Source organism: Micromonospora sp. RTP1Z1, from assembly GCF_033804685.1.
Classification (GTDB): Bacteria; Actinomycetota; Actinomycetes; order Mycobacteriales; family Micromonosporaceae; genus Micromonospora.
Window position 1 is genome coordinate 34,952 of the sequence record NZ_JAPFQV010000030.1, and the last position, 16,036, is coordinate 50,987.

General features: G+C 71.0%; 13 protein-coding genes and 1 pseudogene. 4 read left to right on the plus strand and 10 right to left on the minus strand.

The genetic code is table 11. The annotated features are described in order from the left end of the window. Positions 1–51: 51 nt before the first annotated feature. Entirely contained in the window at positions 52–1,227 is a 1,176-nt protein-coding gene (gene coaE, locus SLP03_RS16715) for a dephospho-CoA kinase (RefSeq protein ID WP_319461522.1), read from the minus strand. Between the two features lie 233 nt (positions 1,228–1,460). Further along, on the minus strand, positions 1,461–2,957 hold the full coding sequence (gene rpsA / locus SLP03_RS16720) for a 30S ribosomal protein S1 (protein WP_319461523.1): 1,497 nt from the start codon (positions 2,955–2,957) through the stop codon (positions 1,461–1,463). A gap of 367 nt (positions 2,958–3,324) precedes the next feature. Here rpsA and SLP03_RS16725 point away from each other — a divergent pair, with 367 nt between their 5' ends. The 4 genes and pseudogenes from SLP03_RS16725 (at position 3,325) to SLP03_RS16740 (ending at position 5,869) form a co-directional block, all read left to right on the plus strand. Continuing rightward, the gene (locus SLP03_RS16725) at positions 3,325–4,131 is read left to right on the plus strand and encodes a class I SAM-dependent methyltransferase (RefSeq protein WP_319461524.1); all 807 of its coding nucleotides are present in this window, start codon (positions 3,325–3,327) and stop codon (positions 4,129–4,131) included. 39 nt (positions 4,132–4,170) lie between these two features. After that, positions 4,171–4,389, plus strand: a complete 219-nt coding sequence (locus SLP03_RS16730) for a DUF2945 domain-containing protein (protein ID WP_319461525.1) — start codon at positions 4,171–4,173, stop codon at positions 4,387–4,389. Then, positions 4,376–4,720 (plus strand): annotated as a pseudogene (locus tag SLP03_RS16735) (DUF3140 domain-containing protein); the annotation flags it as partial. The gene SLP03_RS16730 and the pseudogene SLP03_RS16735, both read left to right, overlap by 14 nt. 234 nt (positions 4,721–4,954) lie before the next feature. Continuing rightward, on the plus strand, positions 4,955–5,869 hold the full coding sequence (locus tag SLP03_RS16740) for an aldo/keto reductase (RefSeq protein ID WP_319461526.1): 915 nt from the start codon (positions 4,955–4,957) through the stop codon (positions 5,867–5,869). A gap of 109 nt (positions 5,870–5,978) precedes the next feature. Here the strand turns inward: SLP03_RS16740 and polA are convergent, their stop codons facing one another. The 8 genes from polA to SLP03_RS16780 all read right to left on the minus strand — a co-directional run bounded on the left by polA (position 5,979) and on the right by SLP03_RS16780 (position 16,033). Continuing rightward, positions 5,979–8,678, minus strand: coding sequence for a DNA polymerase I (polA, locus tag SLP03_RS16745; RefSeq protein ID WP_319461527.1), 2,700 nt, complete (start codon positions 8,676–8,678; stop codon positions 5,979–5,981). A gap of 145 nt (positions 8,679–8,823) precedes the next feature. Continuing rightward, the gene (locus tag SLP03_RS16750) at positions 8,824–9,534 is read right to left on the minus strand and encodes an ABC transporter ATP-binding protein (protein WP_319461528.1); all 711 of its coding nucleotides are present in this window, start codon (positions 9,532–9,534) and stop codon (positions 8,824–8,826) included. Further along, positions 9,524–10,444 (minus strand): ABC transporter ATP-binding protein, encoded by a 921-nt coding sequence (locus tag SLP03_RS16755; RefSeq protein ID WP_319461529.1) that lies wholly within the window; start codon positions 10,442–10,444, stop codon positions 9,524–9,526. Before SLP03_RS16755 ends, SLP03_RS16750 begins: the two co-directional genes overlap by 11 nt. Continuing rightward, complete coding sequence (locus tag SLP03_RS16760) at positions 10,437–11,534, minus strand: branched-chain amino acid ABC transporter permease (RefSeq protein WP_319461530.1); 1,098 nt, start codon at positions 11,532–11,534, stop codon at positions 10,437–10,439. The genes SLP03_RS16755 and SLP03_RS16760 overlap by 8 nt, the downstream gene beginning before the upstream one ends. 53 nt (positions 11,535–11,587) lie before the next feature. Continuing rightward, positions 11,588–12,538: a branched-chain amino acid ABC transporter permease gene (locus tag SLP03_RS16765; protein ID WP_319461531.1), complete on the minus strand. Its 951-nt coding sequence runs from the start codon at positions 12,536–12,538 to the stop codon at positions 11,588–11,590. 94 nt (positions 12,539–12,632) lie between these two features. After that, positions 12,633–13,796 (minus strand): branched-chain amino acid ABC transporter substrate-binding protein, encoded by a 1,164-nt coding sequence (locus tag SLP03_RS16770; RefSeq protein ID WP_319461532.1) that lies wholly within the window; start codon positions 13,794–13,796, stop codon positions 12,633–12,635. A gap of 257 nt (positions 13,797–14,053) precedes the next feature. Beyond that, positions 14,054–15,223 carry a hypothetical protein gene (locus SLP03_RS16775; protein WP_319461533.1) on the minus strand — a complete coding sequence of 390 codons (1,170 nt, stop codon included), beginning with the start codon at positions 15,221–15,223 and terminating at the stop codon, positions 14,054–14,056. A gap of 189 nt (positions 15,224–15,412) precedes the next feature. Further along, positions 15,413–16,033: an ANTAR domain-containing response regulator gene (locus SLP03_RS16780; RefSeq protein ID WP_319461534.1), complete on the minus strand. Its 621-nt coding sequence runs from the start codon at positions 16,031–16,033 to the stop codon at positions 15,413–15,415. Positions 16,034–16,036: the final 3 nt, after the last annotated feature.

Below are 16,036 nucleotides of genomic sequence, written 5' to 3' on the forward strand. Positions count from 1 at the left end.
CGCTGCGCCGATCGACTGCCCGCGGGGCCGGCCGGGACGGCGTCCGACCGGTCAGGGCCCCCAACCGGTATGCGCGGCCCACTCCTCGGCCCGGAGGCGCTCCTCGTCGAACCAGGGGTCCTTCAGCGTGCCGCAGGTCGCGCTGTCCGGTGCCGCCGCCGCAAGTTCCCGCTTGAGCTGCAGGTAGGCGGCCCGCTGATCCGGGTCGGCGCGCAGGTGGTCGCGCATCAGCAGGGCGTACCGCCAGCCGGGTGAACCGGTCACCCGCAGGTGCAGGTGCACCGGACGACCGGGGTCGGCGCTGCCGTGCAACCGCTTCACCCACCGTCCGCCGCCGGCGGGACGAGGGCTGTCCCACCATTCGCCGGGCAGCCGGGGGAAGCCGGCGTCGGCGAGCCGCTCGGCCAGCGGCCCGTCCGCCTGCGCCAGCGACGGCACGCCGAGCTGGACGTCGATGACGTCCTTCGTGGCGAGCCCGGGCACGGCGGTCGAGCCGATGTGGTCGATGCGCAGGTCGGCGGGGGCGACCGCGTGCCGGATCCGGGCGGCCAGCCGGGCGTACTGCTGCGGCCAGGTCGGGTCGGGTTGCACCACCTGCTCCGGCCGGACCGCTCGCCGCGCCCGGAGGTTCTCCTCGTACGGGATGAGCCGGTCGCGCCACAGCCCGTCCACCGCCGCGTGCAGTTCCGCCAGGTCACCGTCGTTGCTCAGCACCACGTCGGCCGACGCCCGCCGGCGGGCGTCGTCGGCTTGGGCGGCGATCCGCCGCTCGGCCTCCGCGCGGTCCATGCCGCGGTCGCGGGTCAACCGCTCCAGCCGGGTGGCCACCGCCGTCTGCACGACCACCACCAGGTGGTACGTCGGCGCGAGCCCCACCTCCACCAGCAGCGGTACGTCGTTGACCACGACGGCGTGCGGCGGCGCCGCGGCGACCAGCTCGGCGGTACGCGCCCGGACCCGGGGATGGGTGATCGCCTCCAACCGGCGGCGGGCCGCCTCGTCGGCGAAGACGACCGCCCCCAGCGCCGCCCGGTCGAGCGCGCCGTGGGCGTCGAGCACCCGCTCGGAGAAGGTCGCGACGATCTCGGCCAGCCCGGCACTTCCCGAGGCGACCACCTCGCGGGCGACCTGGTCAGCGTCGATCACCACCGCACCGAGCGCGGCCAGCCGGGCCGCCACGGCGCTCTTGCCGGACCCGATCCCGCCGGTCAGTCCCACCATCAGCACCGAACCAGTCAACCTGATCATCCCGCCGCTGCCAAACCGGGCTGCCTCCCCCGCAGCCGCGCCTCGCAGCCCGCCACGGGGCGGGATGCCAGCGCGCACGGGCACATGGAGGCGCCGGGCGCGGAACGGCGCGGAAGGCGGGGCGCGGGATGGCGTGGGGTAAGGCGAGGGCCCCGCCCCCGACGACCCGGTGAAACCGGATCGCGGGGACGGGGCCCGTCGTTGTCAGCGGGTCACTTACCGCCGGCGAGCTTCTCCCGCAGAGCGGCGAGCGCCTCGTCGGTGGCCAGCGTGCCGGCCGGCTCCTCGGCCTGCCGGCTCGGGGCCGTGGTGGTCGTGGTGGTGGTGCCACCAGCGGCCGGGACAGCCGGAGTCGGGTTGGCAGCGGCCTCGGCGTCGGCGGCCCGAGAGGTCTGCACCTGCTTGGTGTGGGCCTCCCAGCGCAGACGCGCCTCGGCGTACTGGCTCTCCCAGGTCTCGCGCTGCTTGTCGTACCCCTCGAGCCACTCGCCCGTCTCCGGGTCGAAGCCGTCCGGGTAGATGTAGTTGCCCTCGGCGTCGTACGTCGCGGCCATGCCGTAGAGGGTCGGGTCGAAGTGCTCCTCGCCCTCGACGAAGCCCTCGTTGGCCTGCTTGAGCGACAGCGAGATCCGGCGGCGCTCCAGGTCGATGTCGATGACCTTGACCATGACCTCGGAGCCGACCTGGACGACCTGCTCCGGGATCTCCACGTGGCGCTCGGCCAGCTCGGAGATGTGGACCAGGCCCTCGATGCCGTCGTCCACCCGGACGAAGGCGCCGAACGGCACCAGCTTGGTGACCTTACCCGGCACGATCTGCTGGATCGCGTGGGTGCGGGCGAACTGCCGCCATGGGTCCTCCTGGGTCGCCTTCAGCGACAGCGAGACCCGCTCGCGGTCCAGGTCGACGTCCAGGACCTCGACCTCGACCTCCTGGCCGACCTCGACGACCTCGGACGGGTGGTCGATGTGCTTCCAAGAGAGCTCGGAGACGTGCACCAGGCCGTCCACGCCGCCCAGGTCGACGAACGCGCCGAAGTTGACGATCGAGGACACGACGCCCTTGCGGACCTGGCCCTTCTGCAGCTTGTTGAGGAACTCGGTGCGCACCTCGGACTGCGTCTGCTCCAGCCAGGCCCGGCGGGACAGGACCACGTTGTTGCGGTTCTTGTCCAGCTCGATGATCTTGGCTTCGAGCTCGCGGCCGACGTACGGCTGCAGGTCGCGCACCCGCCGCATCTCGACCAGGGAGGCGGGCAGGAAGCCGCGCAGCCCGATGTCGAGGATGAGGCCACCCTTGACCACCTCGATGACCGAACCGCGGACGACGCCGTCCTCTTCCTTGATCTTCTCGATCGTGCCCCAGGCCCGCTCGTACTGCGCCCGCTTCTTGGAGAGGATCAGACGACCCTCCTTGTCCTCCTTCTGGAGGACCAGGGCTTCGATGTGGTCACCCACCGAGACGACCTCGGCGGGGTCCACGTCGTGCTTGATCGACAACTCACGAGAGGGGATGACACCCTCGGTCTTGTAGCCGATGTCGAGCAGGACCTCGTCCCGATCGACCTTGACGACGGTGCCTTCGACAATGTCGCCGTCGTTGAAGTACTTGATGGTCTCGTCGATCGCGGCGAGGAAAGCCTCCTCGGAACCGAGATCGTCGTGGGTGACCCGGGTGGCGCTCGAGGGGGCCTCGATGCTGCTCGTCATGTGGGCGGTTGCTCCGGTCGGATGGGTTGTCACAGCAGGCGTGTTGTCGCAGTGACCTGTTCGCGCCAGCGGATCCGTCGCCGGGCACACCGAACGATCGCCAAGTGAAGATCATTAGTGGCTCCGGTGACCGCGCACCTGCTCCCTGCCGAGGCACACGATCCGCGAGCGCATCGTCTAGCCTACCCGCTGCATTACCACAGCGTGCAAGGCCTCCCGTCTCCTCGCGACCTCGCCAGCTGCGAAAGCGGAGATTTCGAACGGTACGGTGCCACCGCTGTCTCATCCGTCACATCCGCACCACCTGCCCCACCCGGTCGGCGCGTCCCGGGCGGTCGGCGACGGGAGCGAGGCCTAGCGTGAGCGAGTGGATGACGACAGGGTGACCCGACGCCGGGTCGGCGACGCGGAGGTCCGCCGAGCCAACCGGGGCTGGTGGGACACCGACGCCGACGACTACCAGGCGGAGCACGGCGGGTTCCTGGGCGACGTGGACTTCGTCTGGTCTCCCGAAGGGCTGCGCGAGGCCGACGCCCGGCTGCTCGGCGACCTGACCGGCCGCCGGGTGCTGGAACTCGGCTCCGGCGCCGCGGCGGCCGCCCGGTGGCTGGCCACCCAGGGCGCCCGGCCGGTCGCCCTGGACCTCTCCGCCGGCATGCTGCGGCACGCCGCGATCGCCGCCGCCACCACCGGGGTACGCGTCCCGCTGGTGCAGGCCGACGCCCTCGCCCTGCCCTTCGCCGACGCGGCGTTCGACACCGCCTGCACGGCGTTCGGGGCGATCCCGTTCGTGGACGACTCGGCGGCCGTGATGCGGGAGGTCTTCCGGGTGCTGCGCCCGGGCGGCCGCTGGGTCTTCTCGGTGACCCACCCGATGCGCTGGATCTTCCTGGACGATCCGGGCGAGGGCGGGCTGACCGCCGTGCACTCGTACTTCGACCGCTCCCCGTACGTGGAGCAGGACGAGCACGGCGTGGCCACGTACGTCGAGCAGCACCGCACCCTCGGTGACCGGATCCGGGAGATCGTCGGCGCCGGCTTCCGCTTCCTGGACCTGGTGGAACCGGAGTGGCGCGAGGGGCACGAGGGGATCTGGGGGCAGTGGAGCCCGCTGCGCGGCCGCCTCTTCCCCGGCACCGCCATCTTCGTCGCGGAGAAGCCGGCCGAGGGGTAGCCGTCGTTTCCGCCCGCCGGCCCCGGGTACCCGGCGGGCATGGCTGAGAAGGAGTTCCGCAGGGGCGACCACGTCTCCTGGGCCAGCCACAGCGGGCGGGCGCACGGCGTGGTCAAGGAGAAGCTCATCGACCGGACGCACATCCGCGGGCATCCCGTGAACGCGTCCGCCGAGGAACCGCAGTACCGGATCCGCAACGACGACTCGGGCCGGGACGTCGCCCACCGACCGGAGGCGCTGCGCCATGAGCCGAAGTGATGACCCCGAACAGACGTACCGGGAGTTCACCGAAACGGTGAACATGAAGCCCGGCGAGCTGTCCGGGTGGCTGGAGACCGACGAGTCGAAGCACGTCGGCTGGCGGAAGAAGGGCACCAAGGGCGGCGACTCGGTCGGCCACGAATCCGGCCGGAAGATCATCGACCTGCTGCGCCGCAAGCGCGCGGACCTCGGCGCCGGCGACTACAAGCACATGCGCAAGGTCATCGGGTACGTGCACCGACACATGGCACAGCGCCCCTCCGGCGACATCCGGAACACCAGGTGGCGCTGGTCGCTGATGAACTGGGGCCACGACCCGCTGAAGGGCTGAGCGGTGCCGGCCGACGCTGACGCTGATGACGAACCTCATCACGCCGTCGATGTCCAGCTCGCTGCTGACCCGGCCGGCGCGCTGGGCGTCCGAGATCAACGAGCCGCCGGTGGCGTAGAGCGCGTCGCGGGCGGCCGGAAACGCGCCGGGGTTGAAGGCCAGGCCCTCCACGAGCACGCTCCGATAAACCGGAGGATTATTCGATCTTGTCGGATCTTGAGCTGAATCGAGATGGCCGTGCCAGGTCAACCCGTGTCCTCCCTGCCCACGATCACGCTCGGCGCCGATCTCCAGGTCGGCCGCGTCGGCTTCGGCGCGATGCAGCTCACCGGCAAGCAGGTCTGGGGCCCGTATCCGGACCACGACGGTGGAGTGGCGCTGCTCCGCGCGCTCGTCGACGAGGGGGTGACCTTCATCGACACCGCCGACGTCTACGGCCCGCACACGAACGAACTGCTCATCCGCGAGGCACTGCACCCCTACCCGGAGGGCCTGGTCGTCGCCAGCAAGGGCGGCTTCGTCCGGGGCGGATTCGACTACTCCACCCTCGGCTGGGTGGGCAACCCGAAGTACCTCCGCCAGTCGGCCATGATGAGCCTGCAGCGCCTCGGCCTGGAGCGGTTCGACCTTTACTACCTGCACAGCGGCTACGCCACGGACGCTCCCTTCGAGGACCAGGTCGGCGAGCTGAAGAAGATGCAGGATGAGGGGTACATCAAGCACATCGGCCTGTCCAACGTGACCGCCGCTCAGTTCGAGGTCGCGCGGTCGATCGCCGACGTCTCCGCGGTGACGGCCCTGTACAACATCGGCAACCGCACCGGCGCGGACCTTCTCGCGGCCGCAGAGCAGTCCGGCGCGGTGTTCTCGCCCTGGCACCCCGTCAGCCTCCGCGACGGCGGGGACAACGCCGACCAGGTCGCCGACGCCCTCGCCCCGCTCGCCGCCGGGTACGAGGCGACGCCCCAGCAGATCGCGCTGGCCTGGCTGCTGCACCGGTCCCCCGCGATGCTGCCCATCCCGGGCACGACAAGCCTCACCCACCTGCGGGAGAACATCGCCGCCGCACACATCCGGCTGACCGACGCCGAGGTCGCCGAGCTGACCGCCCTCGTGCCCGAGAACACCGCCCGGACCACCCGGTAGCCACCGAGGTCACGGGCCCGGATGAGCAGCCTCGACGCGCGGCGCGGGCGAGGGGTTGACAGGGTCGCCCCGTCCCCATCAGGGGCGCCCGAACGGGGACGACGGCCGGTCAGTGGTCGGCGCTGTTCCAGTCGCGGCCCTCGCCGACGGAGACCTCCAGCGGCACCGACAGCGGGTACGCCTCGCCCATCTCCTTGCGGACCAGCGCCTCCAGGGTCGCCCGCTCGCCGGGGGCGACCTCGACGACCAGCTCGTCGTGCACCTGGAGCAGGATCCGGGAGCGCAGCCCGGCGTCGCGCAGCGCGCTGTCGACGTGCAGCATGGCGACCTTCATGATGTCGGCCGCGGAGCCCTGGATAGGGGCGTTGAGCGCCATCCGCTCGGCGATCTCGCGGCGCTGGCGGTTGTCGCTGACCAGGTCGGGCAGGTAGCGGCGGCGGCCGAGGATGGTGGAGGTGTAGCCGTCCTGTCGGGCCCGGGCGACCACCTCCTGCAGGTAGTCACGGACCCCGCCGAAGCCGCCGAAGTAGTTCTCCATCAGCCCGCGCGCCTCCTCGGCGCTGATCCCGAGCTGCTGGGAGAGACCGAACGCGCTCAACCCGTACGCCAGGCCGTAGTTCATCGCCTTGATCTTGCGCCGCTGGTCGGGGGTGACCGCGCCGACCTCGACGGAGAACACGGACGAGGCGGTGGCGGCGTGAAAGTCGTGGCCGGAGTTGAACGCCTCGATCAGTGCGTCGTCCGACGACAGGTGTGCCATGATCCGCATCTCGATCTGGCTGTAGTCGGCGGTGAGCAGGCATTCGTACCCCTCCCCCACCACGAAGGCGCGGCGGATCCGCCGGCCCTCCTCGGTGCGGATCGGGATGTTCTGCAGGTTGGGCTCGGTGGAGGAGAGCCGGCCGGTGGCGGCCACCGTCTGGTTGAAGGTGGTGTGGATCCGGCCGTCGTCGGAGACGGACTTGAGCAGCCCGTCGACGGTCGACTTGAGCTTGGCCACGTCCCGGTGGCGCAGCAGGTGCGCCAGCACCGGGTGCGGCTGCTGCGCGTAGAGCCACTGCAGGGCGTCGGCGTCGGTGGTGTAGCCGGTCTTGATCTTCTTGGTCTTCGGCAAGCCCAGCTCGTTGAAGAGGATCTCCTGGAGCTGCTTCGGCGAGCCGAGGTTGAACTCCCGCCCGATCTCGGCGTAGGCGTTCTGCGCGGCGGTCTTGACCTCACCGGCGAAGTGCGCCTCCAACTCGTGGAGGTAGTCATTGTCGGCGGCGATGCCGGTGCGCTCCATGGCGGCGAGCACCCGCATCAGCGGCAACTCCACCCCGGCCATCAGCCGGAGGGACTGCTCACCGTCGCGGGACAGCTCGGCGTCGATCGCGTCGGCCAGGTCGAGGGTGGCCCGGGCCTGGAGCATGAGGTTCTGCTCGGCCTCGCCGTCGTTGCCCAACCCCTCCAGGGTGAGCTGGCCGCTCTCCGGCGCGTCGACCCGCAACTCCCGGTGCAGGTAGCGCAGCGCCAGGTCGGTGAGGTCGTAGGAGCGCTGGTCGGGGCGGGCCAGGTAGGCCGCGATCTGGGTGTCCCGGGCGACGCCGGCCAGCTCCCAGCCGTGCGCCGCGAAGGCCAGCACGGCCGGCTTGCTGTCGTGCAGCACCTTGGGGCGCTCGCCGTCGGCGAGCCAGCCGGCGAGGGCCGAATCGTCGACCGGCTCGAGGGTGGCCGGGTCGAACCAGGCGGCCGCGCCGGCGGCGGTGGCCAGGGCCATCCCGGTCACCGACGCGGTGTGCCGCCGGTTGGGGCCGGTGTCGAGCTTGACCGCCAAACCGACGGGGGCGCCGGCCGGGGCGTGCGTCTCCAGCCAGCCGGCGAGCGCGCCGGGCTCGGTGAGCACCTCGCCGGTCAGGTCGAAGCCGGACTCGGCTTCCGGCTCGACGGCCTCCAGGTACTGGTAGAGCCGGTCGCGCAGGATGCGGAACTGCAGGGTGTCGAAGACCTGGTGGACGGCCTCCCGGTCCCAGCCCTGCCAGCGGGCGTCCTCGGGGCGGACGGGCAGCTCAAGGTCGGAGACCAGGCAGTTGATCTCATAGTTGCGGATCACGTCGGCGAGCCGCTCGCGCAGGCTGTCGCCCGCCTTGCCCTTGATCTCGTCAGCCCGGGCGATGACGCCCTCCACCCCGCCGTACGTGTTGATCCACTTGGCGGCGGTCTTCGGCCCGACGCCGGGGATGCCGGGCAGGTTGTCGCTGGTCTCGCCGACCAGGGCGGCCAGGTCCCGGTAGCGCTCCGGGCCGACGCCGTACTTCGCCTCGATCGCGGCCGGGTCCATCCGGGCCAGGTCGGAGACGCCCTTGCGCGGGTAGAGCACGGTGACCTGGTCGCCGACGAGCTGGAACGCGTCCCGGTCGCCAGTGCTGATCAGCACCTGCATGCCCTGGTCGCGGGCCTGGCAGGCGAGGGTGGCGATGACGTCGTCGGCCTCGTAGCCCGCCATCTCCACCACCGGGATGCGCAGCGCGGCGAGGACCTCCTTGACCAGGCTCACCTGGCCCTTGAAGTCGGTCGGGGTCTCGCTGCGGCCGGCCTTGTACTCGGCGTACCGGTCGGTGCGGAAGGAGTGCCGGGAGACGTCGAACGCGACCACGATGTGGGTGGGCTGCTCGTCGCGGAGCACGTTGATCAGCATCGAGGTGAAGCCGTACACCGCGTTGGTCGGCTGCCCCGTCGTGGTGGAGAAGTTCTCCACCGGCAGGGCGAAGAAGGCCCGGTATGCCAGGGAGTGTCCGTCGACGAGGAGCAGGCGCGGCGTCATAGCTGTCACGGCAGCGACTCTAGTCCGTACGACCGACATCCCCGCCGGTCGGCACTGGGGCGCCGGCGGAAAGCCGGCGCCCGGGCGCGCCCGGCGCGAAAACGCCCACGGCCGGCCACCCCCGCGAGGGGCGGCCGGCCGCGACGGTACGACCTCAGGCCACGCCGAGGTACGCCTCCTTGACCGCCGGGTCGTGCAGCAGGTCCCGGCCGGTGCCCTCCTTGACGATCCGGCCGGTCTCCAGCACGTAGCCCCGGTGGGCGCGGGACAGCGCCTGCTGGGCGTTCTGTTCCACGAGCAGGATGGTGGTGCCCTGCTCGTTGATCCGGGTGATGATCTCGAAGATCTGCTGGATCAGCATCGGGGCGAGCCCCATCGACGGCTCGTCGAGCAGCAGCAGCCGCGGTCGGGCCATCAGCGCCCGACCGACCGCGAGCATCTGCTGCTCGCCGCCGGAGAGCGTGCCGCCGGCCTGCTTGCGCCGCTCGGCCAGCCGGGGGAAGAGGTCCATCACCATCTTCAGGTCCTCGGCGATGCCGGCCCGGTCCCGGCGGGTGTACGCCCCCATCTCCAGGTTCTCCAGGACGGTCATCCCGGGGAAGACGCCCCGGCCCTCGGGCGCCTGCCCGATGCCCCGGACCACCCGCAGGTCGGCGCGCATCCGGGTGATGTCGGTGCCGTCGAAGACGATCGAGCCCTGGGCCACCGGGCGCAGCCCGGAGATGGCCCGCATGGTGGTGGTCTTGCCGGCGCCGTTGGCGCCGATCAGCGCGACCACCTCGCCCTCGTTGACCGCCAGGCTGATCCCGTGCAGTGCCTGGATCCGGCCGTACAGCAGGGTCAGGTCCTTGATCTCAAGCAGCATCGGTGGGCACCCCCAGGTACGCCGCGATCACCCTCGGGTCCTCGCGGACCTCGGCCGGCAGGCCCTCGGCGATCTTCTTGCCGAACTCCAGTACGACGATCCGATCGGTCACGCCCATGACGAGGCGCATGTCGTGCTCGATCAGCAGCACCGTCGTGCCGTTGTCCCGAATCTTACGGATCAGGCCGAGCAGTTCCTCCTTCTCCGCCGGGGTGAAGCCGGCGGCCGGCTCGTCCAGGCAGAGCAGGGTGGGATCGGTCGCCAGCGCCCGGGCGATCTCCAGCCGCCGCTGCTCGCCGTACGACAGGTTGCGCGACAGCTCGCCGGCGCGCCGCTCGATGCCGACGAAGCGCAACAGCTCGTACGCCTTGTCCCGGCCGTGCCGCTCCTCCCGCCAGTGCCGGGGCAGCCGGAACATCGCGGAGATCACGCTGGCCTTGTGGTGGGCGTCCGCGCCCACCATCACGTTCTCCAGCGCGGTCATCTCCGGGAAGAGCCGGATGTTCTGGAACGTCCGGGCGATGCCGGCCTTGGTGATCCAGGACCGGCGCTTGCCGTTGGTCCGCTGCCCCTGGAACCGGATCTCGCCCTGGGTGGGTCGGTAGACGCCGGTCATCGCGTTGAAGCAGGTGGTCTTGCCGGCGCCGTTCGGGCCGATCAGGCCGAGGATCTCCCCCTTGTAGAGGGTGAACGCGACGTCGTCGAGGGCGACCACACCGCCGAACCGGAGGGTGACGTGGTCGACCTCCAGCAGCGGCTCCCGGCCGGCCGGGTCGGCGCTGCCGGGGGTCGGCTCCACCGGGGTGTCCGAGCCCTTCTCCGGCGGTACGCCGACGGTGCTGCGACCGTCGTCGGCGATGTCCCGCTCGCTCGTCTCGTCCCGCTCGCTGTGCATCTGCGGCTCACTCATTGGGCACCGTCTCCTGGGGAACCGCTTCCTTGCGTCGGTCGGCGAACTCGGCCGCCCGGCGCCGGTTCGGCACCAGACCCTGCGGCCGGAAGATCATCATGACGATGACGACCAGACCGAAGACCAGGATCCGGTACTCGGCGGCGTCGAAGTTGACGCCGATGAGGTCACCGATTCCGCGCAGCCACTCGGGCAGGTACCAGGTGATCGCGCCACCGATGATCGCGCCCTTGAGGTTGCCGGCACCGCCGAGGATGACCGCGGCGAGCACCAGGATCGAGTTCTCCAGCAGGAAGCTGTCCGAGTTGATGAACGTCTGCTTGCCGGCGAAGATCGCGCCGGACAGACCGCCGACCGCCGCGCCGATGGCGAACGCCCAGAGCTTGTACTTGAACGTGGGCACGCCCATGATCTCGGCGGCGTCCTCGTCCTCCCGGATGGCGACCCAGGCCCGGCCGACCCGGCTGTTGGCCAGATTCCGCATGGCGAAGATGATCACGATGATCACCGTCAGGATCAGCCAGTAGTAGGGCTTGGAGTCGACCACGCCGAAGAGCGCCTTGCCGTCCGAGCCGGTGCCCGGCGGGTGCGGCACCTGCGGGATACCCCGCTGGCCCTGGGCGATGCCGTTGTTGCGGGCGGCGTAGAGCCGGATCATCTCGGCGAAGCCCAGGGTCACGATGGCCAGGTAATCGCCGCGCAGCCGCAGCGTCGGCCCGCCGAGGATCACCCCGGAAAGCATCGCCACCGCGATCGCCACCGGCACCGCCGCCAGCCACGGCCAGTTCGTACCGAACCGACTCTCCGGCGAGGTCAGCAGCGCCACGGTGTACGCGCCGACGGCGTAGAAGCCGAAGTAACCGAGGTCGAGCAGGCCGGTGAAGCCGACCACGACGTTGAGCCCCACCGCCAGCAGGACGAAGATCGCGGTGTCGAAGAGCACCGCCGCGAAGTCCGACCGGGTGGTGTAAAGGGCGAAGTACTCGCTGCCGATCGGGAAGCCGAGGTACTCGTAGAACCACTTGTTGGGCAGGATGTAGAGGAAGATCACCAGGGCGACGAGGCCGGCCCAGCGGAACTGCTTCGGCATCCCTGCCCAGCGGCTCCTGAACGCGGACATGCGTCCCTTTTCCGAGGTGGCGGTCATGCGCGCGCCCTCCCGAGAGATTCGCCGAGCAGGCCGGTGGGCCGGAACATCAGCAGCACGATCAACAGCACGAAACCGGTGAAGTCCTTCCAGTCTCCTCCGAAGAGGCCGGCGGCGTAGTTCTCCACGACGCCGAGCAGGAGACCGCCGAGGAGCGCGCCGCGCAGGTTGCCGATGCCGCCGAGCACCGCGGCCGAGAAGGCCTTGAGCCCGATCAGGAAGCCCACGTTGAACTTGGTGTAGCCGTACCGGACGTTCCACAGCAGGGCGGCCACGCCGGCCATCAGGCCGCCGAGCACGAAGACCAGCAGGATCACCCGGTTCTTGTTGACGCCCATCAGGGCGGCGGTGTCCGGGTCCTGGGCGACGGCGCGGATGCCCCGGCCGAGCCGGCTGCGGTTCACGAACTGGTCCAGGCTGATCATCATGATCAGCGTCACGCCGAGGATCAGCAGTTGGACGTTGGTCACCGCGGCGCCGAAGACGGTGAAGACCGTTTCCTGCGGGATCAGCGTCGGCATGCCGAACGGGGCCCGGGCGGTGCCGATGCCGAACGACTCGGAGAGCACGAACGACGCGCCGATCGCGGTGATGAGGAAGGCCAGCGGCGGGGCGTTGCGCCGACGCAGCGGGCGGTAGGCCACGAGCTCGACGGTGACCGCGGTGGCCGCCGAGGCGACCATCGCGACGGCGAGGCCGGCGAGGATCGCCACGATCAGCGGGCCGAGGGCCGGCGCCGGGGAGTTCTGGTTGTAGCCGAGGGCCTCCCAGGTCCACAGGGCGGTGAAGGTACCGACCATGAAGACCTCGGAGTGAGCGAAGTTGATCAGGCGCAGCACGCCGTACACCAGGGTGTAACCGAGGGCGACGAGCGCGTAAATCGCGCCCTGTTCCAGTCCAGTTATGGTCAGCGCCGGGAAGTTCCCGAACAGCTCATCGAAGTTCAAGTGGGGCTCCAACTGTGCGGCCAAGCGGTGCGGCCGGGAGGAAGACTCCCGGCCGCACACACCTGGTGTCCCTGGCGGGACCGGACAGAACCGGTCAGGCCTTGGGGATCTCGATGTCGGGGACGACCTTGCCCGCGTTCACCTTGAACGCCCAGACCAGCACCTGGGCCGGGTCCAGCTCACCGTTCGCCTCGAACTTGTAGGTCACGCCGGTGGCGCCACCCGCCTTGTTGTAGGAGCTGATGAAGCTGAGCAGGTCGGCGCGGGTGGCCTTGCCGGCCTTGACGCCCTCGAGCATGATCTTGGTGATGTCGTACGACACGTCGGCGTAGGTGCCCGGCTCGGCCTGCGCGAAGGCCGCCTTGTAGTCGGTCACGAAGGTGCCCTTGGCCGCGGTGGCCGGGGCGCACGGGCAGGTCAGGATGGTGCCCTCGGCGACCTGCTCGCCGGCGACCTTGATGAAGTTGGCGTCGTTGACGCCGTCACCAGCGACCATGGTGCCCTTCCAGCCGGCGCCCTTGAGCTGCTTGAGCAGCAGGCCGGCCTCGGTGTAGTAGCCACCGAAGAAGAGGACGTTGGCGCCGCTGCTCTGGATCTTGGTGACGACGGCGGAGAAGTTGGTCTGCTTGACCTGGACCTTGTCCTCGCCGGCGGCGGTGCCGATGACCTTCTTGACCTCGTCCACCAGGCCGGCGCCGTACGCCGACTGGTCGTCGACGACGTAGACCTTGTCGGCCTTGAGGACGTTCTTGATGTAGCGACCGGCGGCCGGGCCCTGCGAGGTGTCGTTGCCGACGCCCCGGTGGAAGATCTTCCAGTTCTTGGTGCTCAGGCTCGGGCGGGTCGCCGACGGGGTGATGATCGGCAGGCCGGCCGCGTCGAAGATCGGGTCGGCGACCTCGGACTCACCCGAGAACGCCGGGCCGATGATGCCGACGACCTTGCTGTCGCCGACGGCCTGCTGGGCCAGCGGGGCGGCCTTGGCCGGGTCACCCTGCGAGTCGTACTCGGCCAGGTTGACCTTGCAGTCCTTGTTGTCCTTGTTGTACTGGTCGATGGCCAGCTTGGTGCCGTTGCGCATGTGGATACCGAGACCCGCGGCGTCACCGGTCAGCGGGCCGAAGAAGCCGATCTTCAGGTCGCAGGCGGCCTTGTTGCCGCTCGCGTCACTACCACTGTCGGCCTTGCAGGCCGCGCCACTGAAAACGAGCGCGGTGATGGCCACGCCACCAAGCACCCGTGCGAGCTTCTGCCTCACGGCTCGTACCCTCCTCCGTCCGAAGGCCCGGACCACCCAGCGCGAATTGGACCTTGCGAGGTTGGCCGGACCGACCGCGATCCCGGTCTGGGGCGGGACGTTATCCCACCAGCGGGGTATGCCGTAAGACCTAGATAGCGGGGTTGACCTAACCGTTACGTTGAGTGGTCGGATTCACAGATGTGCTGTAACACACGCGCCCGTGTAGTGGGGAAATCGGACATCCGACTCTGACCGGAAACACGCTGGTGGGAGGGTCAGCCGGGGCTCCACGGGCCGCGCGCCAACCAGACCGTGGCCCCTAAGTTGTTGTCCTCCAGCAACAGAACGGCCTCCCCGGCACCGGCCACCGCCACCGTGCGGTCACTGCTCGCCGGCACCGCCACCGGCAGGGCCACCGCGGACCAGGCCGCCCCATCCCGGGAGAACCACCCGGCACCGGTCACCCCGCCCGCGGCCACCGCGAGTGTGCCGTCGCCGACCGCGGCCAGCCCCCACACCCGGCCCGGCCGGTCCGTCCCCGCGCCGCCGAAGCCGCCGCCCGCGCGCCAGCTCCCGCCGTCACCCAGCCAGGCGCCCAGGCCGTCGCCCCGGCGGCCGACGGCCACGGCGCGCTCCCCCACCCGGACCACCCGCTGCAGGTCCGCGTCGGCCCCGCCCGTCGCCAGCACCGGGCGCCGCCAGGCCCGCCCGTCCGGCGAGGTCCACACCGCCGGATCCACGCCGGTACGCCCCGACGGCAGCACCGAGCCCACCATGAGCCACCCCGACGCCGCCGCCGTGCCGTCCGCCGCCCACGGCCGGCCGGCCGCGTCCGCGGCCAGCCCCGGCACCCCGCTGACCAGCCGGAAATCGGTCCCGTCGGCGGAGACCCAGGCCGCCGCCCCGGTGGCCCGGTTACCGGCGATCAGCCAGCCGCGCGGGCCGCCCGCGATGCGGCCCACGTTGACCGCGTCCGGGCCGCCGAACACCTCGAACTCGGCCGGCACCTCCACCAGCGACCCGTCGCCGACCTGCCGCCAGGTGCTGATCCGCGGATTGCCGTGCACGCCGCCGCTCTTGCCGCCCACCGCGGCCAGCCGGCCGTCCCGGCAGCCCGCCGCGCTCAGCACGTTCTCCTCGCCGTACGGGCTGCGCGGCACCGCACGCAGCGCCGTCCAGGCGACGGCGTCGGCGCTGGTCCACGCCGCCGGGCGGGTGCCGCCCGCCGCGTCTGCGACGGCGCCCACCACGAACCACCGGCCCGCGCAGGCCGTCGCGTCCCGCAGCAGCAGCCGCCCGGGCGCGCCGGGCGGCGCCGGCAGGGTCACCGGCTGCCAGGCCGGGCGGGCTGGCTCCGGCGGCGGGTCGGCGTGGCCGGTCGACCGGCAGCCGGCCAGCAGCACGGCCGTCAGGCCGAGCACCGCCAGCGGACGCCGAGCACGCATGGCCGCGATCGTATCGACCAATGACGCGGTACGGGACCCGCAGACGCGCCGGATTCCCGCGCCGCCGATTCCACGCGCGCGGCGCTCGCCACCGGTCCGCGGCGCACGAGGGCGCGCCACCGGTCCGCGGCGGTCGGTTGTGGGCCGACCGCATGGGAGCACGTGGCGATCGCGAGGTGGGGCGGGCGGTCAGGAGGCGGGCTGGGTCACCTCGCCGCCGGCGGTCTCGGCGAGGATCCGCTCGGCGACCTCCTTCATGGTCATCCGGTGGTCCATCGCCGTGCGCTGGATCCACTTGAACGCCTGCGGCTCGGTCATCCCGTACGTGGTCATCAGCGCGCCCTTGGCGCGCTCGACAGTCTTGCGGATCTCCAGCCGGTCGGTGAGGCCGGCGACCTCCGCCTCCAGCGCGGCGACCTCGGAGTATCGGGAGAGGGCGATCTCCACCGCCGGCACCAGGTCGCTCTTCTGGAACGGCTTGACCAGGTACGCCATCGCGCCGGCCGCCCGGGCCCGCTCCACCAGGTCCCGCTGGCTGAACGCGGTCAGGATGATCACCGGGGCGATCCGGGCGCCCGCGATCCGCTCGGCGGCGGCCAGCCCGTCCATGATCGGCATCTTGATGTCGAGGATGACCAGGTCCGGCTTCAGGTCCTCGGCGAGCTTTACGGCGGTCTCGCCGTCACCGGCCTCGCCGACCACCTCGTAACCCTCTTCGACCAGCATCTCGGCCAGGTCCAGCCGGATGAGCGCCTCGTCCTCGGCGATCAGTACCCGCCTGCGCTCAGCGTCCGTCTGCGTCTCGGCCACGAG